Raw genomic sequence first — 25,722 nt, forward strand, 5'->3', positions numbered from 1 at the left:
CCACTTTTGTTCCCTCTAAGATCTCTCACTCTTCTATTCTAGAATATGATAATCCAGCTGAAAAAGAAAGCGTTTACATTAACGTGTTAAAGTATACGCCCGCCAAAAAAGAGCAGCCGTATACTTCTATCATGGTTTTATCAGGAGTCGGGCGTCGAGGTCCTCCACAACCTGATTCTTACCATGATTTTTTGCTATATAAAGTGCCTCATCCGCTTTCTTGACTAACTCTTTTACCGATGACGGACAGCGTTCATCGCCTTTCACCCACGAAGAAAGACCGCATGAAAGCGTCACGGCCGGCTCTGTTCTGCAGGAGACCGTTTCCACTATGGCTTCAGCAATCGCATATCCTTCATCCCTTTCGACATAGGGGAGATACACAGCCATTTCTTCTCCTCCCCAGCGGGCGGCAGAACCATTCTCACCCACAACTTCCTTAATAAAGGCGGCTGTCTGGATCAGGACCTCATCTCCGACCCCATGCCCGTAACTATCATTCACCGCTTTAAAGTCATCGATATCGATCAGAAGGAGCGTGCCTTGTTCATCTTCTTTCATCGCCGATTCCATTTTTCCATCAAGATAATGGCGGGCATACAGTTTCGTCATATGGTCGGTGATGACCATATGTTCAAGTTCTTCCCTCAGCGTTGCATTCGTTATGGCAAGCGCGGAATGATGGATGAACGATTGCAGAAGTTTGTACATATCAAATGAAAACATATAGGGATCCTGGTGAAGGACGACACAGAAACCGATCAGTTCTTCATTTTGTGTCATCGGCACCGCCATCAGCGACAAATAACTCGGATCATCAATCCGGTCACTCACATCTCCCAGGAATATCGAGTCTCGTTCCTTGTTGATGCGCTCGTTTACATAGGAAATATATTTTTTACCTTCACCCGTGAAAAATAATGGAGAGCTTTGTTCCAGGATAACGGATTCATCCGTTTCATTTAACAAAAATCCGATGGCACTCGGCTGAAAAGAACGCTCTATCTGTTTCTTCAAAAATAGCAGTGTATCAGACAAACGAAACTCCAAATTAAGCTGATGGGAAGTTTCATTGATAAGCTGCAGGTCACTGATCAAACGTTTCGACTGCTCGTACAGCTTGGCATTCTCAAGCGCACTTCCGGCCGTATAGGCAAGTAATTTGATGAATTCGATTTTCTGCTCGTCGAACAGCATATGAGCAGCGGTGCCGACTTCAAGCACGCCATAAATACCCTGTTTCCCCCTTAACGGAGCATAAAGCATGGAAATTTCCTCATCCAGCTCGATACTTCCGTTTACAAACGCCTGCATGGCAAAAGGGTTCGCCTTTTCAAACTCAAAAGACCTTATAGGCAAAGACCCGAAATCATAGCGGTCATTGGAAAGGAGCAGGCGGAACTGATCCTCCGGAAAAACCTCCCCGAGCGTTTCGATGATTTGCACCAACAACGTCTGAACATCCCTGTTAGAATGAAAAAACTCAGTCACTTTGAATAATTCCCGGTATCGCCTTTCTTCTTCATATATATTCTGGATATTCCACGAGAGTCTCAGGAACTGATCACTCGCTTTCCAAAATGCTGAAAGCCAGTCCTCCTCGATTGACTGCCTGTCCGAATGCTGAATGAGCAGCACGCAAGTCTCTTCGGTATCGATTCTGAATTGAAAGCAGGAATGAAAAAGAGAGTCCCTGCAGCCCTCAATAAAATAAAGGCCATCCTTGAAAGATGTCCCGATGATATCTTTTCTTAACGTCCCGGGCAAGATTTGCTCTTCTGTGCTTCCTTGCAGGCAATACTCATTATTCCTGCAATGGTATAAGAAAGCTTTCTCGATCCCCGGACTCTCCTTCAACAGCCGGAGCCATCTTTGAACCTGGTCTGTTTGCTGAAGATTGATGGACGTGTCGTCATGAATAAGATCGAATAATTTAGATTTATAAATATGTAAGCGATCAGCTGATTTGGTCATTTTCTCACCCGTACCCTGAAGGTTTGTGAATCTATGATTTTCCACACATTATTATAGCATACGATTAAACGTATGAATGCAAATATATTCAATATTCAGGTAGATATTCTGCACATAAATAATGGTATCATTTAGTTAGACGGATGCGGGGAAAGAGAAGTTTTATTTTGAAAAGAAAGGAATAGTTTTTCTTTAGCGCAGGGTGCATTTTGTACGAATCTGAAATACTTGCTTGACTTCTATTATCAGACATCATATAATATTCTTTGTGTAAAATAATGCAGCTTCAGTGAAGTCCTTTATGCTTGTATTTTGTTCCTCTTATGTTGAGGTGTATCTTGTAACCCTCTGCTGCTAGGGCGAAGGTACATGAAAACAAAATACACATAATTGTTAATTCACAGGTGTTTTTATTTTACAACAAAATAAAAACAATAAAGGAGGAGTCTCTCATGGCTCGTTATACTGGTCCAAGTTGGAAATTATCTCGTCGTCTTGGAATCTCTCTAAGCGGTACGGGTAAAGAATTAGAAAAGCGTCCTTACGCTCCAGGTCCTCATGGTCCTAACCAACGCAAAAAAATCTCTGAATATGGTTTACAACTTCAAGAAAAGCAAAAACTTCGTCACATGTATGGAGTAACTGAACGTCAATTCCGTAACCTATTTGACCAAGCTGGCAAATTACAAGGTAAACACGGTGAAAACTTCATGGCTTTACTTGAATCACGTCTTGATAACGTTGTTTATCGTTTAGGTCTTGCGCGTACTCGCCGTCAAGCTCGTCAGCTTGTTAACCACGGTCATGTTACGGTTAATGGATCTCGCGTAGATATCCCATCTTTCCGCGTACAACCTGGACAAACAATCTCAGTTCGTGAAAAGTCACGCAACCTTGACATCATCAAAGAAGCTCTTGAAGTGAACAGCTTTGTTCCTGAATTCTTGACTTTCGATGCTGACAAGCTTGAAGGTACTTTCACTCGCGTTCCTGAGCGTTCTGAATTACCAGCTGAAATTAACGAAGCTCTTATCGTTGAGTTCTACTCTCGTTAATCTTTGTGAAGAAGAAACTCTGTCCTTTATGGGACAGGGTTTTTTTTGTTCTTTTGACAAGGGGATTCACTTCCCCAGGAATTCCGGTTTGGGGTGGCACGCGAGACCCTGGCGGTGATGAAAATTCGACAAGTTGCTCAATTATGAAAAAAGTGGCTTAATTATCTTGAAAGAGGCGCAATTATTTAGAATTCGGCGCAATAAATATTAATAAAGTTATATCCCCCTTATTCCCTCCCATTTCTCCATTGATGACTCTACTTTTTTATCAAAATCAAGCTTCCTCCACTTCACAATCATCTAAAATCCGCCTGCCAGCAGCCGATTTCATACAAAAAACAGCGCAATCCCCCAAAACAGGGATCACGCTGTCCATTCAAATCATTATTTTTACACGTACTGAACCTTAAAGTACTTCTTCTTACCCCGGCGGATGATTGTGAACTGTCCGTCAATCATGTCCTTCTCACCCATCACGTGCTGAAGATCTGTCACACGTTCACCGTTGATGTAGATGGCACCGTTGCCGATGTCCTCGCGTGCCTGACGCTTCGATGGCGAGATTTTTGCATTGACAATCAAATCGACAAGTCCAACCTCTTCTGCTTTCGGCTGTTCAAATGAAGGAACATCCTTGAAACCTTCCAGAATTTCAGAAGCGGATAATGATTTGATGTCGCCGCTGAATAGAGCTTCGGTAATACGAATCGCCTGTTCCAACGCATCTTCACCATGAATCATTTTTGTCATTTCCTCAGCCAGTGCTTTTTGTGCCTTGCGTAAATGAGGTTCCGTTTCAACAGATCCCGCAAGTGACCCGATTTCCTCATGGGAAAGGAATGTAAAGTATTTCAGGTATTTCACTACATCGGCATCAGCCGTGTTAATCCAGAACTGGTAGAACTCGTAAGGAGACGTTTTCTCTGGATCCAGCCAAATCGCTCCGCTTTCCGTTTTACCGAATTTCGTTCCGTCAGCTTTCGTTACAAGAGGAATCGTGAAACCGAATGCCTTTGTTTCTTCTTCATGCGTTCTGCGGATCAGCTCAAGACCTGTCGTGATATTCCCCCACTGGTCGCTTCCGCCGATCTGCAGCTTGCAGTTGTAGTTGTCATACAGGTGATTGAAATCAAGCGCCTGAAGAATCGTGTATGTGAACTCGGTGAATGAGATCCCTGATTCCAGACGGGATGAAATCGTATCCTTTGCCAGCATGTAGTTGACACCGACATGTTTACCAAAGTCTCTCAGGAATGTCACGACATCCATCGCACCGATCCAGTCGTAGTTATTCACCATGACCGCTCCGTTTTCACCTTCAAAATCGAAGATGCTTTCCAGCTGATTCTTGATGCTTGCCGCGTTGTGCCTTATCGCATCGATAGTCTGAAGTTTACGCTCTTCGTTTTTACCGCTCGGATCGCCGATGAGACCCGTTGCCCCTCCGACCAAAACCAACGGCCGGTGCCCTTCATTTTGAAAACGGCGGAGAGTAAGGAAGGGCAGTAAGTGACCGATGTGCATACTGTCTGCAGTCGGATCGATTCCGCAGTAGATCGAAATGCTTTCTTTATCTAAAAGGTCCTTCAACCCCTCAGCGTCTGTTTGCTGGTACGTGATTCCACGCCATTCTAAATCCTTCAATAATTCCATGTCCAATCTTCCTCCTTCTTCTTTTCCATCCACCTGATTCCGCTTAAAACAAAAAAGTCCCTGCATATATGCAGGGACGCTGTCGCGCGGTACCACCCAAATTAAGGAATACATCCTTCACTCATAAAGATAACGGCTTTGACCGTTTGCTGCTACTAAGGGTTCACAGCAAAAGCTCAAGGATGTAATTCATCTGCATTTTGTGTCAGTTTTCAGCGGCCACTGACTCTCTGGATAACAGGGAATGCAAACTACTCGGGTCCTATCATTGCGGTATGGTTTATATGTCAAATGAATTGAAAATCAATACTGACTATATTAGGTTTTTACCATAATGCATGATAATAGTCAATAAAGTCAAGATTTTTTTTGTATCTAAATGCCTTTTTGTTTGACTTTTTACGACAGTATTCTCTCGGATATGCTATAATAGGAATGTTCTAGGGGGAATGAAAATATGAGAGAAACATGGAACAAATTACTTGAAAAATTAGATCCTGTCATCAGGTTCTTTAAAAATACCAGGGTTCAAAAACGAGCACGAATTACATACGGAGTATTTTGGAACCTTTCACTGATCACCATTGTCGTCGTGGTCCTCGGCACGGCTTTCGCAGGAGGCGTGGGTGCCGGTTATTTCGCATCACTGGTCAAGGAAGAGCCGATCCGCTCTTACGACCAAATGAAAAAGGATATCTACAATTATGAAGAAACCTCTCAGTTGTATTTCGCTGACGATGTGTATCTTGGAAAGCTCAGGACGGACCTCGAACGCGAAGAGGTAAAGCTTGAAAATGTCTCGGAGTATTTGAGAAACGCTGTCATCGCCACTGAAGATGAGTATTTTAAAGAGCATAACGGAGTGGTTCCCAAAGCCATCATGCGTGCAGTGCTGCAGGAATTCACCAATTCTTCCACTCAATCCGGCGGAAGTACGCTCACACAGCAGCTCATCAAGAATCAAATCCTCACGAATGAAGTCTCCTTTGAAAGAAAAGCAAAGGAAATCCTTCTCGCGCTGCGGCTTGAAAGATTCTTTGAAAAAGATGAAATACTTGAAGCCTATCTCAACGTTGCCACATTGGGAAGAAACTCATCCGGCCGTAATATCGGCGGTGTCCAATCTGCCGCCCAGGGAATCTTCGGCGTAGATGCAAAAGATTTAAACCTTCCACAGTCGGCATTCATTGCCGGTTTGCCTCAGGCTCCATTCAGCTACACTCCGTTCAAGAATAACGGAGAGCTTAAAGAAAACCTTGAGCCAGGCCTAACACGAATGATGACCGTGCTCTACCGTATGCACAGGGAAGGCTATATCACGGACAAAGAGTATGAAGATGCTGCCGCTTACGACCTCTCAAAGGATTTCATCAAAAGAAAAGCTTCACCAAATGAAAAATATCCTTGGCTGACAGCAGAACTTGAAAGCAGGGCCATCAATATCATGACGGAGGTCCTCGCAGAGAAAGACGGTATTTCAAAGCAGGATCTTGAGAATAACGATGAATTGAAAGATAAGTATCATACACTGGCAGACCGGAATGTCCGCCAGAGCGGTTATGAGATCCATTCAACCATCGATAAAAAAATCTATGATCAAATGCAAAAGACGAAAGATGCTTATAATATGTACGGACCATCAAAGACAGTCACAACCACTGACCCTGAAACAAAGAAAGAAGTTACAGTGGAAGAACCTGTCCAGGTCGGTGCCATCATGATAGAAAATAAGACTGGCAGAATCATAAGTTTCATCGGCGGCCGGGATTTTGAAAAGGAGCAGTTGAACCACGCCACTTCATCCTACCGCTCGAACGGTTCGACTATGAAGCCGCTGCTTGCCTATGCGCCAGCCTTGGAATATGGCTATATCTCACCGGGATCTCCGATACCGGATGTAGAACTAAACATCAACGGATGGACCCCTCAGAACTATTCATTGAACGAGCGCGGATTATATCCTGCCAGACTGGCACTGGCTGAGTCTTTGAACTTGACCGCAGTCAGGACGTATACAAATATTTATGACAGAAATCCATTCAACGAATTCCTGATGAAAATGGATTTCTCCAGATTGGGCCGTGTGGATAATAACTTATCCCTTGCACTCGGAGCAACCACCCAGGGCGTGACCGTTGAGGAAAATATCAATGCGTATGCGACCTTTGCCAACGGAGGTAAATTTGTCGATGCATATATGATCGATAAGATCGTCGATCAGGATGGCAATGTGGTATTTGAACATAAATCAAAACCTGTGGACGTATACAGCCCTCAGACAGCTTACCTGACACTCGATATGATGAGGGATACGCTTAATCACTATGCCGGAACCGGACGCTATGCGAAGACGTTCCTGAATTTCTCTTCCGACTGGGCAGGGAAATCAGGTACATCACAGGACTATAAGGACCACTGGTTTGTCGCATCCAATCCGAGCATCACCTTTGGTACCTGGTTCGGATATGATACACCGTCTGATTTGAACACGGCTGCTTCACGGGCACAGTACGGCCATTACGGATTAAGGAACATCCGTCTCTGGTCATATCTCTTGAATGATACGCGGGACCTTGCCCCTGAACTGATCGACCCTCAAGGTTCCTTTAAAGAGCCGGGCGGAATCGTGCGCCGTTCATTCTGTTCAATCTCGGGATTGCTTCCTTCAGAAGCATGTACGAAAGCCGGGCTGGTCAAGAGTGACCTCTTCAATGCTAAATTCGTACCGACCAAAACGGATGACAGCTTGCTCATGAGCCGTTACGTAATGGTCAACGGAAAGAAATATCTGGCACTTCCTAATACACCAGAAGAATTTTCACAGCCAGGTGTCATCCTAAACCCTGATTTCGTGAAGAACATCTTCGGTAAAGTGCCTGGGGATGCTTCAAAACTCATCCCTGAGGATGATGAGCGATTCAAGAATGTGTTGATCGCAGAGAATAAGATCTCTGACGACGGTGCAGCACCGGGTACAGTGAAGGCATCCGTAAATGGAAATAAAATTACATGGACACCTTCCGGGAGCGGTGATGTCGTCGGCTACCGCGTATATTCTAAATCCGGAAGTAAAGCAGGAAGCGTCAAATCAGGCGGAAGCTACTCCGTTTCAGTTGGAAACGGGCAATATTTCGTCAAGGCAGTCGACGTGGCAGGTAAAGAATCTTCCCCTTCCAACACGGTTCAAATAGGGAAGGCCCAAGAAAAACCTGAAAAGCCGAAAGAAGACCCTAAACCGCCAAGCGGTGACAAACCGACTGATCCAAAGCCTCCAAAACCGGATAAACCAGATGATCCGCCTCCCGCAGATGACGGCGGCGGATCTGGAGACGGTGGCGGCGATGATGATGGAGGGACGGAACCTCCGGCTGAACCACCAGCCCCGCCTGAAGAAGGCTAAAATGAAAAAGGAAAAACGAGCACAGAAATTGTGCTCGTTTTTTTATACGCATAAAACCCCCGCCTTGAAACAAGGCGGGGGTTTTATATAAATCTATCAGTCTTCCATCGTGCTCAAATCACCGGTAGGCAGATCAAGCTCCCATGCTTTCAAGACACGGCGCATGATCTTCCCGCTCCTTGTTTTTGGAAGTTTTTCACGGAATTCGATTTCACGCGGTGCTGCATGTGCGGCCAATCCTTTTTTAACAAACTGGCGTATTTCTTCTTTCAGCTCGTCAGTCACTTCATAACCGTCACGAAGCGCGATGAAAGCTTTGATGATTTCTCCGCGTACAGGGTCCGGCTTGCCGATGACGCCTGCTTCTGCAACGGCAGGATGCTCCACAAGCTTGCTTTCCACTTCGAACGGGCCGACACGTTCACCAGATGTCATGATGACATCATCAACGCGTCCCTGGAACCAGAAATAGCCCTCTTCGTCCATATAAGCAGAGTCCCCTGATACATACCAGTCACCCGGCATGAAGTAAGACTCATACTTTTGAGGGTTGTTCCAGATCTGGCTCATCATGGACGGCCAGCCTTTTTCAATGGCCAGGTTCCCCATCCTGTTCGGAGGAAGCTCATTCCCCTGGTCATCGACGATCGCAGCCTTCACTCCAGGGAATGGTTTACCCATTGATCCAGGCTTGATTTCCAGGCAAGGATAATTACAGATCAACTGACCTCCGGTTTCTGTCATCCACCAAGTATCGTGGATGCGCAGGTTGAAGACCTTCATTCCCCAGCGCACCACTTCAGGGTTAAGGGGCTCTCCGACGCTCAGGATGTGACGGAGGGAACTCAAATCGAATTGTTTCACGACTTCGTCGCCTGCTCCCATCAGCATTCTGAAAGCGGTCGGCGCGCTGTACCATACAGTCACACCAAAATCTTCAATCATCTTATACCAATTTTCAGGCTTGAAACGCCCTCCGACGATCACATTCGACGCGCCCGTCAGCCACGGTCCGAAGATACCGTATGAGGTACCTGTCACCCAGCCAGGATCAGCTGTGCACCAGTACACATCTTCTTCCTGCAGGTCAAGGACCCATTTGGACGTCTGGTAGTGCTGGAGCATCGCGTTATGAACATGCAGCACTCCCTTCGGCTTCCCGGTAGAACCTGACGTATAATGAAGGATCAAGCCGTCGTTCCGGTCAACCCATTCGATTTCCAGCTTGTCACTTGCTTCATTGAATTTCGCATTGAAATCAATGTGGACATCATCTTCCTTCACGTCTTCCCCGATCAGGAACACATGCTTTAGATGAGGCAGTTCACTTACAGGAACACGTTCGAGAAGCTCGGGAGTCGTAATCAGAACCTTTGCTTCGCTGTCCTCCAGGCGGTCCCGTACAGCACCTTCCATAAATGCTTCAAATAACGGCCCTACGATGGCACCCAGTTTAACCGCTCCGAGTACGGAGAAGTACAATTCAGGTGAGCGCGGCATAAAAATGAACACACGGTCGCCTTTTTCCACATCACCGTATTGTTTCAGCACATTCCCTGCTTTATTGGATAATTTCTTCATATCTGTGAACGTATATTTTTCATCACGTTCAGGATCCCGATAATAAAGGGCAACTTTATTCTTTCTGAACGATTCAGCATGACGGTCAATCGCTTCATACGCCAGATTCACCCGTCCTGTCTCATACCATGAAAATTCTTTTTCTACTTCTTTCCAATCAAAAGAACTGTAAGTATCTTCATAGCTTTGCAGATTATAATTCCCCTTCGTGACTGGTAACGCTTCCACTTTCATATTCCGAATCCCCCTTATGTAAGAATTTACATTCTTATTATAGTATATAAATTATTTTTTCTCAATTTTTTAAAAAGTCAGTTGGATCGAACATCCTCTATCAATACAGGATTTCTACCATCTAAACCATTGATTTATAGGTATTTTACAATAATGTTCCCCTCTTCAAAAATACTTTCAAACGTCTGAAAATTTTGTGAAAGCGCTCTACTTTTTTCTATTTCATGTATAATAGATTGAGAGGAATATCTTTAGGTGGTGTCCAAATGAAATTGAAGAAAACCTATAATGCAACTGAGTTAAAGACAACAAAAGGAAATTTGATCATTGAAGGGCCGATTCATGCAGAAGAGCTTGCGCGCCTAGATTTCCATGAAGATCTTGTCGCATTCAGACCTCCTGCCCAGCAGCATAAAGCGCTGGTTGAAATTGCCGGCCTGCCTGAAGGAAGAATCATTATTGCAAGGGAAAATCATACGATTGTAGGCTATGTTACATATCTGTACCCCGATCCGCTCGAACGCTGGTCTCAAGGAAAAATGGAGAATTTGATCGAGCTTGGAGCGATTGAAGTCATTCCGAAGTTCCGCGGTGCTTCTGTCGGGAAGCATCTGTTGAAAGTATCGATGATGGATGACCATATGGAAGATTTCATCGTGATCACGACTGAGTATTATTGGCATTGGGACTTGAAAGGGACAGGTCTGAATGTTTGGGAGTACCGCAAGATCATGGAGAAGATGATGAATGCGGGCGGACTTGAATATTACGCGACTGATGATCCTGAAATAAGCTCACATCCCGCCAACTGCCTGATGGCGAGAATCGGGAAGAGGGTCGACTCGGAGTCGGTCCAGCAATTTGATCAGCTTCGTTTCATGAATCGCTTTATGTATTAATCTATTCGTTTTCTAAAAGGGGTGGAAAAACATGATAGTGGAAGAAATTATGAATACGGAAGTGGCTGCCTTAAAACCGGACGATACGATCGAATCAGCCATTCTTTTAATGAGGGAAAAGAAAATCAAGCACATTCCCATCACCAATGATCATTCGGAAGTGATCGGAATTGTGAGCGACCGCGATGTAAAAGACGGCACCCCCTCTATTTTTGATGATGAAGCCTCTCAGGAAGAGCTGAAAAAACCTCTCAGACTGATTATGAAAACCGAGGTCATCACCGGGCATCCCCTAGATTTCGTGGAAGAGGTCGCTGCGTTATTCTACGAGCATCATATCAGCTGCCTCCCGGTTGTGAGTGAAAATAAATTGATCGGAATCATAACGGAAACCGATCTCCTCCACACGCTCATCCAGCTGACCGGAGCGAATCAGCCAGGTTCCCAGATCGAGGTGAAAGTACCCCATCGTGCAGGGATACTCTACGATGTCGCCGGAATCATCCGACGCCACAACAGCAATATTCTAAGTGTACTTGTCTATCCTGATAAAAAGGATGAAGCTTATAAAATTCTCGTATTCCGGGTCAGGACGATGAACCCGATGAACGTGATCGAAGATTTGAAGAAAGAAGGATATGACGTGTTATGGCCAAATATGCCGGGAATGTCTTCATGATGAAAGATGCAGTATTTATCTATTCCGACGAGCTCCTCGGGTACCGATTCAATGATCAGCATCCCTTCAACCAGACCCGGTTGACGCTGACGATCGATTTATTGAAGGAAATCAAGGCCCTCGACCAGGGAGAAATCGTTCCCGCAAGAATGGCGACCGATGAAGAATTATTTCTGAATCACGACCCGGGATATGTAAACGCTGTCAAGAGGGCGAGTGTCGGCCAGCTCCCCCCAGAACAGGCAGAAGGGTACGGAATCGGAACTGAAGATACCCCGATATTCGATGGGATGCACGAGGCAAGCGCCTACTTAGTCGGAGGGACACTTACAGCAGCGGACTATGTGATGACCGGGAAAGCGAGACATGCCCTCCATCTCGGGGGCGGACTTCACCACGGTTTCAAGGGAAAGGCATCCGGCTTCTGTATTTACAATGACAGTGCGGTCGCCATTCGTTATCTTCAGGAGAAGTATAAGGCAAGAGTGCTTTACGTCGATACGGATGCCCATCATGGCGATGGTGTGCAATGGTCTTTCTATGATGATCCTGACGTCTGCACATTGTCCATTCATGAAACGGGGAGATATTTATTTCCGGGTACAGGCAATATCAATGAACGCGGACATGGAAAAGGATACGGTTTTTCGTTCAATATCCCGCTGGATGCCTTCACTGAGGATGAGTCGTGGATCGAAGCATACGAAACGAGCTTCATGGAGGTTGTTGAATATTTCAAACCAGATGTGATCCTGACACAAAATGGAGCCGATGCCCATTATTACGACCCGTTGACACATTTGTCTGCCACGATGAAGATTTACAGGGAAATACCGCGCATCGCCCATGAACTTGCAGAGAAATATTGTGATGGCAAGTGGATCGCAGTTGGCGGCGGCGGTTATGATATTTGGCGTGTCGTGCCGAGGGCCTGGTCCATGATCTGGCTTGAGATGACAGGACGCACCGAAGCGGCCGGCACATTCCCCGCTGCCTGGATTGATCGGTGGAAAGGAAAAGCCGGTGTCCCGCTGCCGACCGAATGGACAGACGCTCCCGATATCTATCCACCTATCCCGCGTAAAGGTGAAATCACAGAAAAGAACAGGCATACCCTTGAAAAAGCTCTGTATCCCGTCCGCCAGCAGCTTAGGCAGAAGCCGGGAAGTTGAGGAAAAATTGAAGGCCCGCAGTCTTTCCATCTGACTGCGGGCCTTTCCTGGTATTTATTGATTTCACTGCTTATCTTCATGCACGAAAAAACCACCCAGCCATTGCTGAAGTGGTTCTTTCGCTTTTACTCATTTTCATATGCGGGATCACTGATGATGATCTCAACTCTTCTGTTTTTTTGCAGATTTTCTTCTGTATCATTAGGTGCGACCGGCCGGGTATCCCCATACCCTACTGCTATGAAGCGCTTTGGATCCAGGTCTTCCGTGCTGGTCAAATACCGGATGACTGAACTGGCGCGTGCAGACGAAAGCTCCCAATTGGATGGGAATTGAGATGTTGAAATCGGCCTGTTATCTGTGTGGCCCTCGACTTTTACGAAGTTAGGGATCCTTTCAAGCAGTGCTCCCACTTTATCCAAAAAAAGATAAGAGGAAGGCAGGACATCTGCTTCACCTGAATCGAAGAGTGACTGCTCAGGGAGGACCAGCACAACTCCCCGCTCCGTTCTTGTCGCTGTCACAATCTCATCTAATCCATTTTCCCTCAGGTAAGATCGAATATCACTTAAAAGCCCGCGCAGCTCTTCTTCCTGCTTTTCTTCCCTATCTGCGATTTCGCCTGTCATTTCCAAATTGTTTTTTCCAGACGGTTGTTCAGAAGGAATGATGGACGGTTCGAAATCAAGTATGTCTTTTTGCTGAAATGAATCTGCGATCGCCCTGAATTTAACGATATCAATCTGCGACATTGAAAAAAGGAGAATGAAGAATACGAGAATAAGAGTAATCAAATCGGAAAAAGTCACCATCCATCGCGGAGCATGGGACCTTGGTTCAGGCGGCCTTCTTCTACGCTTCATAGGTAGCTTCCTCGAGCTCTTTTTCCTCATACTTCATAAGGTCATCCTGGGACATGAAGACTTTAAGCTTTTCTTCAAGGATCCTTGGATTCTGGCCTGACTGGATCCCGACCACTGCTTCGATGATGATTTGCTTCATGAACACTTCTTTCTCCGTCCGCATTGCAAGCTTCGATGCCATCGGGATGAAAACAAGGTTGGCCAATAGGGATCCATAAAGGGTCGTCAGGAGGGCAATCGCCATATTGGGACCTAGGGTAGACGGATCATTCAGGTTTTTCAACATCAGGACAAGTCCGATCAACGTTCCGATCATCCCCCAGGCAGGTGCGTATTCACCCGCTTTATCCAGTAAGCTTTTCCCTTTGCGGTGACGCTCTTCGAGTGCAATAATCTCCGCTTCCATAATATCCGTCATGACATCGGGTTCGATGCCGTCAACAGCTAAGAGGACCCCTTTTCGAATGAAAGGATCCTCAATATCTTCCACTTCCGCTTCTAATGCAAGGAGGCCTTCCCTCCTCGCTTTTTCAGAAAGCTTGATGAATGTCCGGATCAATCCATGGATATCGTAATCCTCATCCCTGAATGCTTCCCGCATGACCCCGCCCATATGCTTCAGCTCTTTGAATGAGAAACTGACCAGCATGGCCGCAATCAGACCGCCAGTGACGATAAAGAAGGAGGAAGGGTCCACGAATGAAGCAAACCCCGACAGCCCTTCATTTGTCATGATGGCAAATCCAACAAATAGAAAGCCTATGATCACTCCGATAGGCGTAAGAACATCAATCTTCTTCATTTTGACTCTCCCTGTAAATAAGTTCTTTTTCTGTTGATTGTATTATCGGCAAGAAACTTATTTTGTTGAGCCGCGTTGTTCAAGGCGGTGAGGTAATACAACGCTCTCTTCTTCCACCGTTTCTTTGTTCATGTATTTCGTCAACAGCCTCATTGCGACGGCGCCGATGTCATACAGGGGCTGTACGACTGAAGTCAATTGCGGTCTTACCATAAGGGCAAGTCTTGTATTATCAAAACTGATGATCTCAACATCTTCAGGGATGTTCACACCGCTGTCCTGGGCACCGTGCACCACACCAAGGGCTGTCTCATCGTTCCCTACGAAGATCGCTGTCGGCTTGTCAGCGAGTTCAGAAAACTTCTGCCATGCTTCAAGACCGGAATCGTATGTGTATTCGCCTTCGACCACCAGGTCGTCGCTGAATTCCACACCTGCTGAGGCCAATGCTTCCCTATAACCCTCAAGCTTGAACTTCATATTGATTGTATCGTGGAAAGGACCGCTTACAAACCCGATTCGTTTATGTCCCTTATCAAGCAGCTCCTTTACTGCATCATTCGTCGCAGCTTTATAGTCAATGTTAACAGATGGGACCGTATTGGTTTCTTCCACCGCACCGGCAAGCACGATCGGAACCGGGGAACGCTCGAATTCCTGGACGTGTTCTTCTGAAATATGCCCGCCCATGAACAGGATTCCATCCACTTGTTTTCCAAGCATCGTATTTAACAGGTGAAGTTCTTTTTCCGAATTTTGATCGGAGTTGCTCAGGATGATGTTGTATTTGTACATCGTGGCAATATCTTCGATTCCGCGGGCAAGTTCAGCATAGAATATATTCGAGATATCCGGGATGATAACGCCGACTGTAGTCGTTTTTTTGCTTGCAAGCCCCCTGGCTACCGCGTTTGGACGATATCCAAGCCGGTCGATGACCTCGAGCACCTTTTTCCTTGTTGCAGGTTTTACATTAGGGTTTCCGTTTACTACGCGTGATACTGTGGCCATCGAGACATTTGCTTCCCGTGCTACATCGTAAATTGTGATATTCATGTTTTTGACACTCCTTCAACTTCTCAACTTGTTATTGTTATTTTACACTAAACAAACCATAAGAAAAAAGCGATTACAATGGTTTGTTAAAAAATGCACATATTTAGCGTTAAAAAATTTATTATAACAGTCTTTAGTCTATTTATCTGCAATTATGCTGATTATCATACGACAGAGTTTGTTGGACTTCAATAATTGAGGATAAAAGTAACTAACTGAACATCGCTTTTGATTTCCGTACAAGACTTCGCTTTCCGAATTGATGCCTGATTCACAGGAACCGTTCCTTTTCGCTGCAGGCATTTTTTCCGTGGGGAGAAGTGGAGCCTTCAAAAAGCCGCTTTTGATTTCCGTGCAAGACTCCGCTTTCCGCGGGTAGCCCGTGAGCCTCCTCGGCTTCGCTTGCGGGGTCTCACATGTCTAGCTGTAGGGCTTAGAGGCACATGTCATAAGCCAAACCGACCAAGAAGGCAAAGAGCGCCTTCTAGGCCAATTCGTCTTATGCCACCCGCCTCTGAGCAAAGCCCTTCCGCTTTTCTAATATGCTACTCTTCCCGCAGGAGTCTCCGTCTTGCACTCCAATCAAAAGCTGGAAAGCACCTAACACCACAGTTGCTTTACCAACAAATCCTATATGAGCATTTCAAACTAAAAAGGCTGGACTTTGCGTGAAAGTCCAGCCTTTTTTCTATACCCCGTTTTGGGTTTATTAAACGTTGATTGTGCGGCCTTTTAATAGTTCCTGGTAGAAGTGATCGAATTGGTCCAGGTCCATTTGCTGGGCTGAGTCGGACAGGGCTACAGCCGGGTCCGGGTGTACTTCTGCCATTACACCGTCCGCTCCGATGGCGATTGCTGCTTTTGCAGTCGGAAGCAGAAGGTCCCTGCGCCCTGTGGAATGCGTGACATCCACGAATACAGGAAGGTGAGTCTCCTGCTTAAGGATAGGCACAGCAGAGATATCAAGTGTATTCCTTGTCGCTTTCTCGTAGGTACGGATACCACGTTCACAAAGGATAATGTCTCCGTTGCCCTGAGAAATGATATATTCAGCTGCATTGATGAATTCATCGATCGTGGCAGCAAGACCTCTTTTTAACAGTACCGGTTTTTTCACTGCTCCGGCAGCTTTCAGCAATTCGAAGTTCTGCATATTCCTCGCACCGATCTGGATCACATCGATGTACTCGAGTGCAGGTTCGATATCCGCTGGATTCACGATTTCACTGACTACAGCGAGATCGTATTCATCCGCGACTTTCTTAAGGATCTTCAAGCCCTCGATTCCAAGTCCCTGGAAATCATATGGCGATGTTCTTGGCTTGAAGGCTCCTCCGCGAAGAAGTTTTAATCCTTTCGCTTTGACAGCCTGTGCCACTTGGGCTACCTGCTCATAAGATTCAACTGCACATGGACCGAAGATGAAATGAGGATTCCCGTCACCGATTGCATCTCCGTTAATGTTCACAATCGTATCCTCTGCTTTTTTCTTACGGGATACTAACAGTGCTTTGCGATGATCATCTTTCTGTAATTCTAAACCAGCTTTGAAGACCTCTTTAAAGATATGTTCAATGGTCGAATTTTCAAACGGACCATTGTTATTTTCCTTGATCAGGTCTAACATTCCTCTTTCACGAACAGGATCATACCGGTATACTCCTTGCTTTTCCTTCACACGCCCGATTTCCTGAACGAGCTTAGCACGCTCATTGATGGTTTCTAGTAGTTTTAAGTTCATCTCGTCGACTTTTTTCCGTAATAGATCGAGCTCTTGATTACTCACAATACAGCACCCTTTCTTGATTTTATCCTGTTCATACATAAAAAACTGTTTTAGTTTTGTAAAAGTATGATACATTTTTTATAGATATTGAAACTAATTATAATAGAAGAATTCTCAAATGTCACGATAAATTTCTTTATTAATTAAACGCTTTTAAGCACTAAAGTATTTTAGTATCTTATGAGACTGTTCAAAAGTAGGTGTATACTTTGCAAAAAATTTTTTCATTGGATATAGGCACCCGCTCTGTAGTCGGGATCATCCTTGAAGAAAAAGACGGGAAATACCATGTATCCGATATTGAAGTGGAAGAGCACAAGGAACGCGCGATGCTTGACGGACAAATCCACGATGTACCCGCCGTTTCAACGGTCATTTCTTCAATCAAGAAGAAGCTCGAAGAAAAGCATGGACCTCTTCACAAAGTCTGTGTCGCTGCCGCCGGAAGAGCACTGAAAACGGAGAAGTCGCACTCTTCTTTTTCCATTAAAGGCAAACCGCTCCTGAAAAAGGAAGATATACTCCACTTGGAACTCAGTGCGGTCCAGAAGGCCCAGGCTCAGGCAGCTAAAGAAGTAAGCGATGCAAAGAGCTATCATTATTATTGCGTTGGATATTCGGTTCTCTACTATCGTCTCGACGGAGAAGAAATCGGCAGCCTGATCGATCAGCAGGGGGAAGAAGCGGGCGTCGAAATTATCGCCACTTTCCTGCCGAGAGTCGTCGTTGAATCACTCTTGGCTGCTTTAAGCCGTGGGGGCCTCGAAATGGAAGCACTCACTCTTGAACCAATCGCTGCCATCAATGTCTTGATCCCGCCTTCCATGAGAAGATTGAATGTGGCACTGGTCGATATCGGAGCGGGAACATCTGATATCGCTTTGACAAACAAAGGAACGGTCACCGCCTACGGGATGGTGCCGACTGCCGGCGATGAGATTACGGAGGCACTCAGTGATGCCCTGCTTCTTGATTTCCCTCTGGCAGAAAGAGCAAAAAGGGAACTGCACCAATCCGAAAGCATTACGGTCACCGACATCCTCGGTTTTGAATCAGACTTCCCGGTAGAAGAAGTGGTGGAAAAAATACATCCTTCCATCGTACAGCTTGCAGAAAGAATTTCACATGAAATCCTGTTATTAAACAATCAAAAACCTCCCCAGGCAGTCATGCTTGTCGGAGGGGGAAGCTTGACTCCCTCTTTAAACGTTGAATTGGCAAGATTCCTGAACCTCCCGGATAACAGAGTGGCTGTAAGAGGGATAGAAGCCATACAGAATTTAGCGTTTTCAGACCTCCCCGCCGGCGGTCCTGAATTGGTGACACCTGTAGGGATTGCGATTGCCGCTAAACAAGCTCCCGTGCAATACGTGACCATCCACGTAAACGATCAGCCGATCAGGCTGTTTGAAGTAAAGGATTTAACAATCGGGGACGGGCTTCTTGCCGCCGGCCAAACAATCAGTAAATTGTATGGAAAACCCGGCTCAGCTTTCTTTATCACTGTCAATGGCCAGGAAGTGACCCTCCCGGGAGGCTATGGCTACCCTCCGGAGATCTTAAAAAACGGGAAATCTGCATCGGTCGAAGACCCACTCATGAACCATGACAGGATCACCGTAATCAAAGGGAATGATGGGCCCGCTCCAAACGTAAAGATACGGGATCTCCTAGATCATGCTCCAGATAAAGAGATCGTCATTAATGAAAAAGAACACACCCTTTCACCGCTGTTGCTAAGGAATGGGAAGAATGCTTCAATGGATGACACAATTGAAGACGGTGACTCTATTCATTATGAACTGAAGGAAACAATTGTTGATACGTTGAGGAAGCTTGGCTATGATGAATTACTCGAAGCGTGTAAACCATTCCGTCTCACCATCAACGGAAAAGAAACGTTCATTCCGGCGTTCGGCGGGAAGGTAGTCTTGAATGGCATGGAGGTTAAACCGACTGCTGCGATCTCCCACAGGGATAAGATTATCGTCTCTCGCCCTGTCTCCCCGACAGTTGGAGAACTAATGGCGAAACGAAAAGATTACAAGGAGCAGTCAATCAAGGTCATGTTCAATGACACCCCTGTTTTATTGAAGCGTGAAACGGTAACGGCATATAAAAAAGGACTTCCATTGAAAGTGAATGACACCTTGAATGCCGGGGACTCGATCACGATTGAAGAGAAAGGGGCTCACCCTTTCATTTTCCAGGATGTCTTCAATCATGTGGAAGTCGCCATGCCTGATAACGGTAATGCCTCTTTTCAGCTTCTTCTAAATGGGGAAGAAACTACTTTTTATGAAGAAATACAAGCTGGTGACAGTCTCGAAATACTGTGGACGAATGCACCCCATAAAAATTAGCACACAAAAAAACTGGCCATGGGGCCAGTTTTTTTTATGATCCGACCTGTCCAGGAACACTGCTCGGTTTATTCGTGCTGTGGACATTACTGTTACTTGAAGATGAAGTGGAGGTCGAAACAGATGAAGTCTGTGATGATTCTGAGGTCACTTCTTCACCGGCTTCTTTTACCTTGCTTCCGATTTCTTTCAAATCTTCTGCAGCTTCCTTGGTAGTCGCGATGATGTCTGTTGAATCCTCTTTAACCTGATTCACTTGGTCGATGACTTCGCCGTTCACCTTTTCATATAGCTTCTGTGCGTCATTGATCGCTTCTTTCAGTACAGATGATGCTGATTTAATGCGGTCCTGCCAGTCATTCATCACTCCGGACGGATTATCTTTTACTTTTGAGACCATGTCCATAGTAGAGTCTTTCATCGAACTTGTTCCGTTGGTGATTTTTTTTCTTGTGTTCTTATCCATCATGGCAACTGCCCCGCCGACGACTGCGCCCAGCAGGATTCCCTTTACCAGCTTGCCGCTTCTTTTATCTTTTACGGTTGGGACTTGGTTTACATTGTTATTCGGTTGTGCTGTTTTATTTTGATAAGATTGTACCATTTTGGTTGATCCTCCTATTGTGTTGGTTTGATTTGTTATTACGTGTAATTCCCCGTTCGCTTGCAAATAAACTTTTGTTTGGGAAATTCCTGTTATTACCGTTGTTGGATAAATAAAATCATAATATTTATGAGTGTTAAGTGGCATCACCGCTGATGGTTTCCGTTGCAAGACTTCGCTCTCCGCGGGCGAGCGGTGAGCCTCCTCTAAAATTTCTACGGAGAACTGTCCAGCTGCAGGGCCTAGAGGCACTCGCCTCTGAGCAAAGCCCTTCCGCATTTCAGATAGGAAGATTCGCCTTGCACTCCAATTAACCGCTGGTATCTCCTATAAATAAGCAGCAGGGCCCCCTTATCCACAAATATTTTTACCGCAGCCCTCCAAATGAAAAAACAAAAAGAACCTGCACATGCAGGTTCTTTTTAGAGTTTGCTGAGTTCTTTTTCGGTGATGTTCCAGTGGGAGGCGTTCCAGCCTGGTTTGCCGTCTATGAATAGGAAGGCTTGTGGTGATTCGTGTTTGATGCCGTATTTTTCGGAAATGTGGTTTGAGAGTTCCCTTGCCTCCTGGACTGCGAGGTAATAGCCGTCTTCTTCCCTGTTATTATTGAGGAATGCCTGATAATCAGTGAACGCACTTGAACTGATCGGACAGGTCAAGCTGTGTTTCATGAAAAAGAAGCGGGGATTCGTTTCTGCGAGTTGCTCGAATTGCTGTACCGTTTCAATCTTTTGCATCTGTCTTATTCATCCTTTCTCTCCTCTATCTTTAAAAAACTTGTCAATTGTATCTACAATAGCCTGCACAAAAAAGCGGCGAAGTAATCATATCACTTCACCGCTCTAGAGGACAACTCTTATTGATTATACGTTTTTTCTGTTTCATCAAAAGCTTTCTTTGTTTCCTCAAGCTTTTGGTTTACATCTTCAGTTTCCTGCACTGGAGTCGCATCTCCCACAGGTACTTCCTGAAGCTCATCGTTTACGTCTTCTGTACTTTTAGAACGGTAAGATTTAAATTTATCCTTCACTGTATTGGATTGTTCCTGGACAGTCTTAGTGAACGCAGCGGACTTTTCTTTTGCAACAGCCGCCAGTTCATTGCTTTTCTCAACCGCGGTGTCTTTCCATTGACCTGACTTTTCCTTAATTACGACAGCCTGATCGTTGAGATCATTACGAAGGTCCTTACCGGACTTTGGAGCCAGCAGCAGCGCAGTGGCTGCGCCAACGATCCCTCCGATCAAGGTTCCGATCATGAAATCCTTTGAGTTGATGTTGTTGCTGTCGTTAGTTTGCTGATTTTGAGTTTGGTTTTGTGTCATTTGAAAATTCCCCTCTCCTAATTGTTATAAGATCTTGCTCTTTTAACCAATTTTTCTCGAGATTGAACTTCTGTGGGTGCGGGTTGATTTTGAACAGCGTTGTCAGAAAGACTCGACTGTTGTTCCTTTTTTTGCTTCCACTTGTCCTTTAACTCGATAATCGCATTTCCCCACTGAACCACCTGGGAAATCTTTCCTTGATTCCTCTCCAGTTCAGAAGAGATGGAAGTGCTCACTTTCTTCACCGAGTTATTAAGGTTCTGGATGGAATGACCTACATCTTTTACTGCATAAACAACGGTGTTCAAATCCTCAGACTTGCGCTGGATATCCTCGGCTAACAGATTCGTTTTATGTAGTAATTCAGTAGACTCCTTCGTCACTCCCTGAAGCTGGGTTTCAAGACCGTTCAACGTACTTGATACACTGTCGAGGGTCGTCCCCATTGATTTCAAGGTTTTCATAACGCTAATAACTAAAATGAAAAAGGCAATTGCAATAACTGCTACACTTAGATAAAGAATTATTTCCATATAGTACACCTCCATGTATAGAAATTCTTTACCCACTCTATACACAAATAAAACATTATACTAGGATTTCTTCCTCCTGAAGGGAAAATCCTGCTTAAATTTAAAAATACTTTTTTATCTTTTCTCATTTACTTTTTTATCATCCCGGTAATTTTTAGGGTACAATAAAATGGATAAGCATAAGGAGGTAGACATAAATGAAAGATCCGCGTATTGAAAAACTTGCACGGAACCTGATTCAATATTCCGTGCAGCTGCAGCCTGGAGAAAAAGTCTTGATTGAAAACTTCGGCTTGCAGCGTGAACTGGTCACGGCACTTGTTAAAGAAGCATATGCAGCAGGCGGCTGCCCGTTTGTTTCCATCAAAGATCACTCCGTTGACCGCGCATTGCTGCTCGGGGCACAAGAAGAGCAATATAATATGATGGCCGGCTTTGAAGCGGATGTCATGAAGGAAATGGATGCGTACATCGGGCTCCGGTCCGGTGATAATATCAATGAACAGTCCGATGTCCCGGATGATAAAATGAGGATCCATGGAAATACAATCGGAAAGAAAGTACATAGGGAAATCCGTGTTCCCAAGAAAAAATGGGTCGTCCTCCGCTACCCTAATGCATCGATGGCCCAGCTCGCAAAGATGAGCACCGAAGCATTTGAAGACTTCTACTTTGATGTCTGCAACCTTAATTACAGTAAAATGGATAAAGCGATGGACAACCTCGTTGAACTCATGAACAATACGGACAAAGTGCGGCTTGTCGGGGAAGGAACCGATTTGACTTTCTCCATCAGGGATATTCCGGCGGTTAAATGTGCAGGGCGCCTGAACATTCCTGATGGAGAAGTTTATTCTGCTCCTGTCAAGGATTCTGTGAACGGGACCATTTCCTACAATACTCCGTCCCCTTATAATGGATTCACTTTCGAGAATGTCAAGCTGACGTTCAAAGATGGTAAGATAACAGAGGCGGCTGCCAACGACACAGAACGGATCAATAAAATCTTCGATACGGATGAAGGGGCAAGATACGTCGGCGAATTTGCGATCGGGGTCAATCCCTATATCCAGCATCCGATGCAGGACATCCTGTTTGATGAAAAAATCGACGGCAGCTTCCATTTCACGCCGGGCGAATGCTATGAAGATGCCTACAATGGAAACCATTCCAATATTCACTGGGACATGGTGATGATCCAAAGACCTGAATACGGCGGAGGGGAAATCTACTTCGAAGACGTACTGATCCGCAAAGATGGAAAGTTCGTCCTGTCTGAACTCGAAGTCCTGAACCCGGAAAACCTTAAATAAAACAGCAATACAAATAAAGGCCCGTCCGCCAATGCGTTAGAACATTGGCGGACGGGCCTTCGAATTAAAGCCGGCATATTGCCGGCTTTCCATTATTCGTTTTCAGCTAATTTTTCTTTCAAGGTCGATTCGTATGCTTCCTGGAACTTCTGAATATCTCCCGCTCCCATGAAAATCAGGACGCTGTTGTCATGTTTCAGTAATGGAGTGGTATCTTGTTCATCGATGATTTCCGATCCTTCGATTTTACTTTGCAGATCCCCGATTGACAGCTTGCCGTGGTTTTCCCTTGCTGAACCAAAAATCTCGCAAAGATACACTTTATCAGCCAAGTTGAGGCTTTCAGCGAATTCTGTAAGGAATGTCTGCGTACGTGTAAACGTATGCGGCTGGAATACAGCGATGATATCCTTTTCAGGATACTTTTGACGGGCTGAATCCACAGTCGCCTTGATTTCGGTCGGATGGTGCGCATAGTCATCGATCAGGATCTGGGAACCGATTTCTTTTTCCGAGAAACGGCGTTTTACACCTTTGAAGCTGCTCAACCTTTCCTGCACGACGGCAGTGTCGAGTTCTTCATAATGACAGATCGCGATGACTGACAAAGCATTCAGGATATTGTGATCGCCAAAAGTCGGGATCTTGAAGCTTGCATAGAATTCATTCCGCACGAATACATCGAATGATGTACCTTCACGGTCGCGGTTCACATTTCTTGCCTGGAAATCATTTTCTTCTGCGAAACCGTAGAAAACAACCGGTACCTGAGCCTGTATTTTTTGTAACTGCTCATCATCCCCGCATGCAATGATCCCTTTCTTTACCTGCATCGCCATCTCCTGGAATGCCGAGAAGACATCGTCTACGTTCGCGAAGTAATCAGGATGATCGAAATCGATATTCGTCATGATGGCATAGTCGGGATAATAGGATAAGAAATGGCGTCGATACTCGCACGCTTCGAATACAAAGTATTGGGCATCGACTGCTCCTTTACCTGTACCGTCCCCGATCAAATAAGAAGTAGGTTTCGCTCCGCTGATCACGTGTGCAAGAAGGCCGGTGGTGGATGTTTTACCATGTGCCCCGGTCACTGCGACACTTGTATACTTCTGCATGAAGTCGCCAAGGAATTTATGATATCTTGTGATCGGCACCCCTTGTTGGATTGCCGCTTCAATTTCTTCATGTGTATCGGGAAAAGCGTTCCCGGCGATCACATGCATATCCCCTCCGATATTTTCTTTCTGGAAAGGGAGTATTTTAATATTTGAATCTTCTAGAGACTTTTGAGTAAAGAAATATTTGTCATAGTCAGATCCCTGGACCTCGTAGCCCGTATCATGGAGTATTTGGGCCAGTGCACTCATACCCGAACCCTTGATTCCTACGAAATGATATATAGTCATAATAGAACCTCCAACAATCATCTATCTAAAGCATTATATGAAATGAATATTTTTTTGCTATCCGTATGGCTGTGGATATAAGATACTGTACTACCCTGCAGCAGACTGCCGCTTCTTAAGTATAAGGAAGTTCCAGAAGAAAGGCTAACTTCTGATACACCTATTATTTGTTTCTTGTTTCTTTCAACTTGAACATTATATCACTTTTTAAAGCCTTTTTAAAGCCGATGACCATGAACGGGAGGGGAATCCCCCTTAAGGATGTATGAAGGTGCTTCTTCTTTTAAAAATGTTCTCCATAATACTCCATTTTCATGATTCTTTAGATGGTAATCTTCTTTTATCTTCCCCGGAAAATCACTGCCAGCTGCCTCAAATACGGGTCCTATGAGCCACTGATCTGTAACAAGCGGGACTTTTCTCACAAAATAGGTTGAACCCGGCCGTATTTCTTCAGACCGTCCCGATATGGAAGTTTTTACACTTTCTTCCTTGACATGGATGATGTTTTTTCCTGTGATCAGAATTTCCCGCTCCCCTGATTGTATACCCGTAACGAGCAGCGGTTCAGGTGCCGCGGTCAGGAGCAGTGCTCCTATCATTTTGACCGGTTCACTAAACTTTTGGGACTGAAGGAATTGGAAGAATAATGTTTGTCCCTTTATTGTTTTATAATCAAAAAGAAACCATTGGTGAAAAACGTCTTCCGCCTTTTTCGAGACAAGGGATGGTTCCTTCATATGAAATCGGTCTGCAAAGATCATCTTGGCTCTTACTTTTTCACGTATATTGGTTTCTTTTAACGCATATTCGAACGCCTGGCGGTATAATTCATCTATCTGTTCTTCCGCGATGCGCTGTTTCTTCAATCGGTATTGATGTAAATTCAAGATTTCCTTATCCTGCATCGTCTCACCTATTCGAATTCAACATAATAATCTCCCCAGACCTATCAGCAGGTCTTGCCTGATGCATTGTCCCTCTTCAGGGGGGCGCTTTTTCCCTTACCCCTTTTCATT

Annotated in this window: 20 protein-coding genes and 1 other annotated feature; of the genes, 7 read left to right on the plus strand and 13 right to left on the minus strand. The window is 45.2% G+C overall.

The features are described from left to right. Nucleotides 1-129 precede the first annotated feature (129 nt). Nucleotides 130-1,974 (minus strand): sensor domain-containing diguanylate cyclase, encoded by a 1,845-nt coding sequence (locus tag BHE18_RS14255; protein ID WP_071619206.1) that lies wholly within the window; start codon nucleotides 1,972-1,974, stop codon nucleotides 130-132. 452 nt (nucleotides 1,975-2,426) lie between these two features. Between BHE18_RS14255 and rpsD the strand changes: the two genes are divergently transcribed. After that, the gene (gene rpsD, locus BHE18_RS14260; RefSeq protein ID WP_071619207.1) at nucleotides 2,427-3,029 is read left to right on the plus strand and encodes a 30S ribosomal protein S4; all 603 of its coding nucleotides are present in this window, start codon (nucleotides 2,427-2,429) and stop codon (nucleotides 3,027-3,029) included. Between the two features lie 390 nt (nucleotides 3,030-3,419). Here the strand turns inward: rpsD and tyrS are convergent, their stop codons facing one another. Continuing rightward, nucleotides 3,420-4,682 (minus strand): tyrosine--tRNA ligase, encoded by a 1,263-nt coding sequence (gene tyrS / locus BHE18_RS14265; RefSeq protein ID WP_071619330.1) that lies wholly within the window; start codon nucleotides 4,680-4,682, stop codon nucleotides 3,420-3,422. Nucleotides 4,683-4,751: 69 nt separating this feature from the next. Continuing rightward, nucleotides 4,752-4,960 (minus strand) — a binding site (T-box leader). Nucleotides 4,961-5,139: 179 nt separating this feature from the next. On the opposite strand from tyrS, the gene BHE18_RS14270 reads away from it, so the two are divergent. Next, complete coding sequence (locus tag BHE18_RS14270) at nucleotides 5,140-8,082, plus strand: transglycosylase domain-containing protein (RefSeq protein ID WP_071619208.1); 2,943 nt, start codon at nucleotides 5,140-5,142, stop codon at nucleotides 8,080-8,082. Between the two features lie 96 nt (nucleotides 8,083-8,178). Here BHE18_RS14270 and acsA read toward each other — a convergent pair whose 3' ends face one another. Continuing rightward, the gene (gene acsA / locus BHE18_RS14275) at nucleotides 8,179-9,897 is read right to left on the minus strand and encodes an acetate--CoA ligase (RefSeq protein ID WP_071619209.1); all 1,719 of its coding nucleotides are present in this window, start codon (nucleotides 9,895-9,897) and stop codon (nucleotides 8,179-8,181) included. Between the two features lie 266 nt (nucleotides 9,898-10,163). On the opposite strand from acsA, the gene BHE18_RS14280 reads away from it, so the two are divergent. From BHE18_RS14280 to BHE18_RS14290, 3 genes are read left to right on the plus strand one after another with little or no spacing between them, the layout of a single operon-like run. Next, nucleotides 10,164-10,796 carry a GNAT family N-acetyltransferase gene (locus BHE18_RS14280; RefSeq protein WP_071619210.1) on the plus strand — a complete coding sequence of 211 codons (633 nt, stop codon included), beginning with the start codon at nucleotides 10,164-10,166 and terminating at the stop codon, nucleotides 10,794-10,796. Between the two features lie 31 nt (nucleotides 10,797-10,827). Then, nucleotides 10,828-11,475 (plus strand): acetoin utilization AcuB family protein, encoded by a 648-nt coding sequence (locus BHE18_RS14285; protein WP_071619211.1) that lies wholly within the window; start codon nucleotides 10,828-10,830, stop codon nucleotides 11,473-11,475. Continuing rightward, on the plus strand, nucleotides 11,472-12,647 hold the full coding sequence (locus tag BHE18_RS14290) for an acetoin utilization protein AcuC (protein WP_071619331.1): 1,176 nt from the start codon (nucleotides 11,472-11,474) through the stop codon (nucleotides 12,645-12,647). Before BHE18_RS14285 ends, BHE18_RS14290 begins: the two co-directional genes overlap by 4 nt. A gap of 125 nt (nucleotides 12,648-12,772) precedes the next feature. Here BHE18_RS14290 and motS read toward each other — a convergent pair whose 3' ends face one another. The 4 genes from motS to BHE18_RS14310 form a co-directional block, all read right to left on the minus strand. Beyond that, a complete protein-coding gene (gene motS / locus BHE18_RS14295; protein WP_071619212.1) occupies nucleotides 12,773-13,510 on the minus strand; it encodes a flagellar motor protein MotS in 738 nt (245 codons plus the stop codon). Further along, on the minus strand, nucleotides 13,500-14,312 hold the full coding sequence (gene motP / locus BHE18_RS14300) for a flagellar motor protein MotP (protein ID WP_071619213.1): 813 nt from the start codon (nucleotides 14,310-14,312) through the stop codon (nucleotides 13,500-13,502). The genes motS and motP overlap by 11 nt, the downstream gene beginning before the upstream one ends. 57 nt (nucleotides 14,313-14,369) lie before the next feature. After that, nucleotides 14,370-15,368: a catabolite control protein A gene (gene ccpA, locus BHE18_RS14305; RefSeq protein ID WP_071619214.1), complete on the minus strand. Its 999-nt coding sequence runs from the start codon at nucleotides 15,366-15,368 to the stop codon at nucleotides 14,370-14,372. Nucleotides 15,369-16,077: 709 nt separating this feature from the next. Further along, entirely contained in the window at nucleotides 16,078-17,154 is a 1,077-nt protein-coding gene (locus BHE18_RS14310; RefSeq protein WP_071619215.1) for a bifunctional 3-deoxy-7-phosphoheptulonate synthase/chorismate mutase, read from the minus strand. A gap of 200 nt (nucleotides 17,155-17,354) precedes the next feature. Between BHE18_RS14310 and BHE18_RS14315 the strand changes: the two genes are divergently transcribed. Continuing rightward, entirely contained in the window at nucleotides 17,355-19,517 is a 2,163-nt protein-coding gene (locus BHE18_RS14315; protein ID WP_071619216.1) for a cell division protein FtsA, read from the plus strand. A gap of 34 nt (nucleotides 19,518-19,551) precedes the next feature. On the opposite strand, the gene BHE18_RS14320 is transcribed toward BHE18_RS14315, so the two are convergent. The 4 genes from BHE18_RS14320 to BHE18_RS14335 form a co-directional block, all read right to left on the minus strand. Next, nucleotides 19,552-20,121 carry a YtxH domain-containing protein gene (locus BHE18_RS14320; protein ID WP_071619217.1) on the minus strand — a complete coding sequence of 190 codons (570 nt, stop codon included), beginning with the start codon at nucleotides 20,119-20,121 and terminating at the stop codon, nucleotides 19,552-19,554. A gap of 422 nt (nucleotides 20,122-20,543) precedes the next feature. Further along, nucleotides 20,544-20,858 carry a bacillithiol system redox-active protein YtxJ gene (gene ytxJ / locus BHE18_RS14325; RefSeq protein ID WP_071619218.1) on the minus strand — a complete coding sequence of 105 codons (315 nt, stop codon included), beginning with the start codon at nucleotides 20,856-20,858 and terminating at the stop codon, nucleotides 20,544-20,546. A gap of 119 nt (nucleotides 20,859-20,977) precedes the next feature. Then, on the minus strand, nucleotides 20,978-21,445 hold the full coding sequence (locus tag BHE18_RS14330; protein ID WP_071619219.1) for a YtxH domain-containing protein: 468 nt from the start codon (nucleotides 21,443-21,445) through the stop codon (nucleotides 20,978-20,980). A gap of 17 nt (nucleotides 21,446-21,462) precedes the next feature. Then, entirely contained in the window at nucleotides 21,463-21,978 is a 516-nt protein-coding gene (locus tag BHE18_RS14335; protein ID WP_071619220.1) for a DUF948 domain-containing protein, read from the minus strand. Nucleotides 21,979-22,175: 197 nt separating this feature from the next. On the opposite strand from BHE18_RS14335, the gene BHE18_RS14340 reads away from it, so the two are divergent. After that, on the plus strand, nucleotides 22,176-23,291 hold the full coding sequence (locus BHE18_RS14340) for an aminopeptidase (protein ID WP_071619221.1): 1,116 nt from the start codon (nucleotides 22,176-22,178) through the stop codon (nucleotides 23,289-23,291). A 92-nt stretch (nucleotides 23,292-23,383) separates the two neighbouring features. On the opposite strand, the gene murC is transcribed toward BHE18_RS14340, so the two are convergent. Together murC and BHE18_RS14350 are read right to left on the minus strand one after the other, a co-directional pair. After that, on the minus strand, nucleotides 23,384-24,703 hold the full coding sequence (gene murC / locus BHE18_RS14345; RefSeq protein WP_071619222.1) for a UDP-N-acetylmuramate--L-alanine ligase: 1,320 nt from the start codon (nucleotides 24,701-24,703) through the stop codon (nucleotides 23,384-23,386). Nucleotides 24,704-24,921: 218 nt separating this feature from the next. Then, nucleotides 24,922-25,593, minus strand: a complete 672-nt coding sequence (locus tag BHE18_RS14350; RefSeq protein WP_141771878.1) for a hypothetical protein — start codon at nucleotides 25,591-25,593, stop codon at nucleotides 24,922-24,924. Nucleotides 25,594-25,722 lie beyond the last annotated feature (129 nt).

It is taken from the genome of Rossellomorea aquimaris (assembly GCF_001877785.1).
Classification (GTDB): Bacteria; Bacillota; Bacilli; order Bacillales; family Bacillaceae_B; genus Rossellomorea; species Rossellomorea aquimaris_A.

Excerpts from the sequence above, each read along its gene's own strand:
- murC (WP_071619222.1), bottom strand. The coding sequence starts at position 24,703 with ATGACTATATATCATTTCGTAGGAATCAAGGGTTCGGGTATGAGTGCA.
- acsA (WP_071619209.1), bottom strand. The coding sequence starts at position 9,897 with ATGAAAGTGGAAGCGTTACCAGTCACGAAGGGGAATTATAATCTGCAA.
- ytxJ (WP_071619218.1), bottom strand. The coding sequence starts at position 20,858 with ATGCAAAAGATTGAAACGGTACAGCAATTCGAGCAACTCGCAGAAACG.
- BHE18_RS14330 (WP_071619219.1), bottom strand. The coding sequence starts at position 21,445 with ATGACACAAAACCAAACTCAAAATCAGCAAACTAACGACAGCAACAAC.
- tyrS (WP_071619330.1), bottom strand. The coding sequence starts at position 4,682 with ATGGAATTATTGAAGGATTTAGAATGGCGTGGAATCACGTACCAGCAA.
- BHE18_RS14340 (WP_071619221.1), top strand. The coding sequence starts at position 22,176 with ATGAAAGATCCGCGTATTGAAAAACTTGCACGGAACCTGATTCAATAT.
- motP (WP_071619213.1), bottom strand. The coding sequence starts at position 14,312 with ATGAAGAAGATTGATGTTCTTACGCCTATCGGAGTGATCATAGGCTTT.
- BHE18_RS14270 (WP_071619208.1), top strand. The coding sequence starts at position 5,140 with ATGAGAGAAACATGGAACAAATTACTTGAAAAATTAGATCCTGTCATC.
- BHE18_RS14320 (WP_071619217.1), bottom strand. The coding sequence starts at position 20,121 with ATGGTACAATCTTATCAAAATAAAACAGCACAACCGAATAACAATGTA.
- BHE18_RS14285 (WP_071619211.1), top strand. The coding sequence starts at position 10,828 with ATGATAGTGGAAGAAATTATGAATACGGAAGTGGCTGCCTTAAAACCG.
- ccpA (WP_071619214.1), bottom strand. The coding sequence starts at position 15,368 with ATGAATATCACAATTTACGATGTAGCACGGGAAGCAAATGTCTCGATG.
- BHE18_RS14280 (WP_071619210.1), top strand. The coding sequence starts at position 10,164 with ATGAAATTGAAGAAAACCTATAATGCAACTGAGTTAAAGACAACAAAA.
- BHE18_RS14335 (WP_071619220.1), bottom strand. The coding sequence starts at position 21,978 with ATGGAAATAATTCTTTATCTAAGTGTAGCAGTTATTGCAATTGCCTTT.
- motS (WP_071619212.1), bottom strand. The coding sequence starts at position 13,510 with ATGAAGCGTAGAAGAAGGCCGCCTGAACCAAGGTCCCATGCTCCGCGA.
- BHE18_RS14255 (WP_071619206.1), bottom strand. The coding sequence starts at position 1,974 with ATGACCAAATCAGCTGATCGCTTACATATTTATAAATCTAAATTATTC.
- rpsD (WP_071619207.1), top strand. The coding sequence starts at position 2,427 with ATGGCTCGTTATACTGGTCCAAGTTGGAAATTATCTCGTCGTCTTGGA.
- BHE18_RS14290 (WP_071619331.1), top strand. The coding sequence starts at position 11,472 with ATGATGAAAGATGCAGTATTTATCTATTCCGACGAGCTCCTCGGGTAC.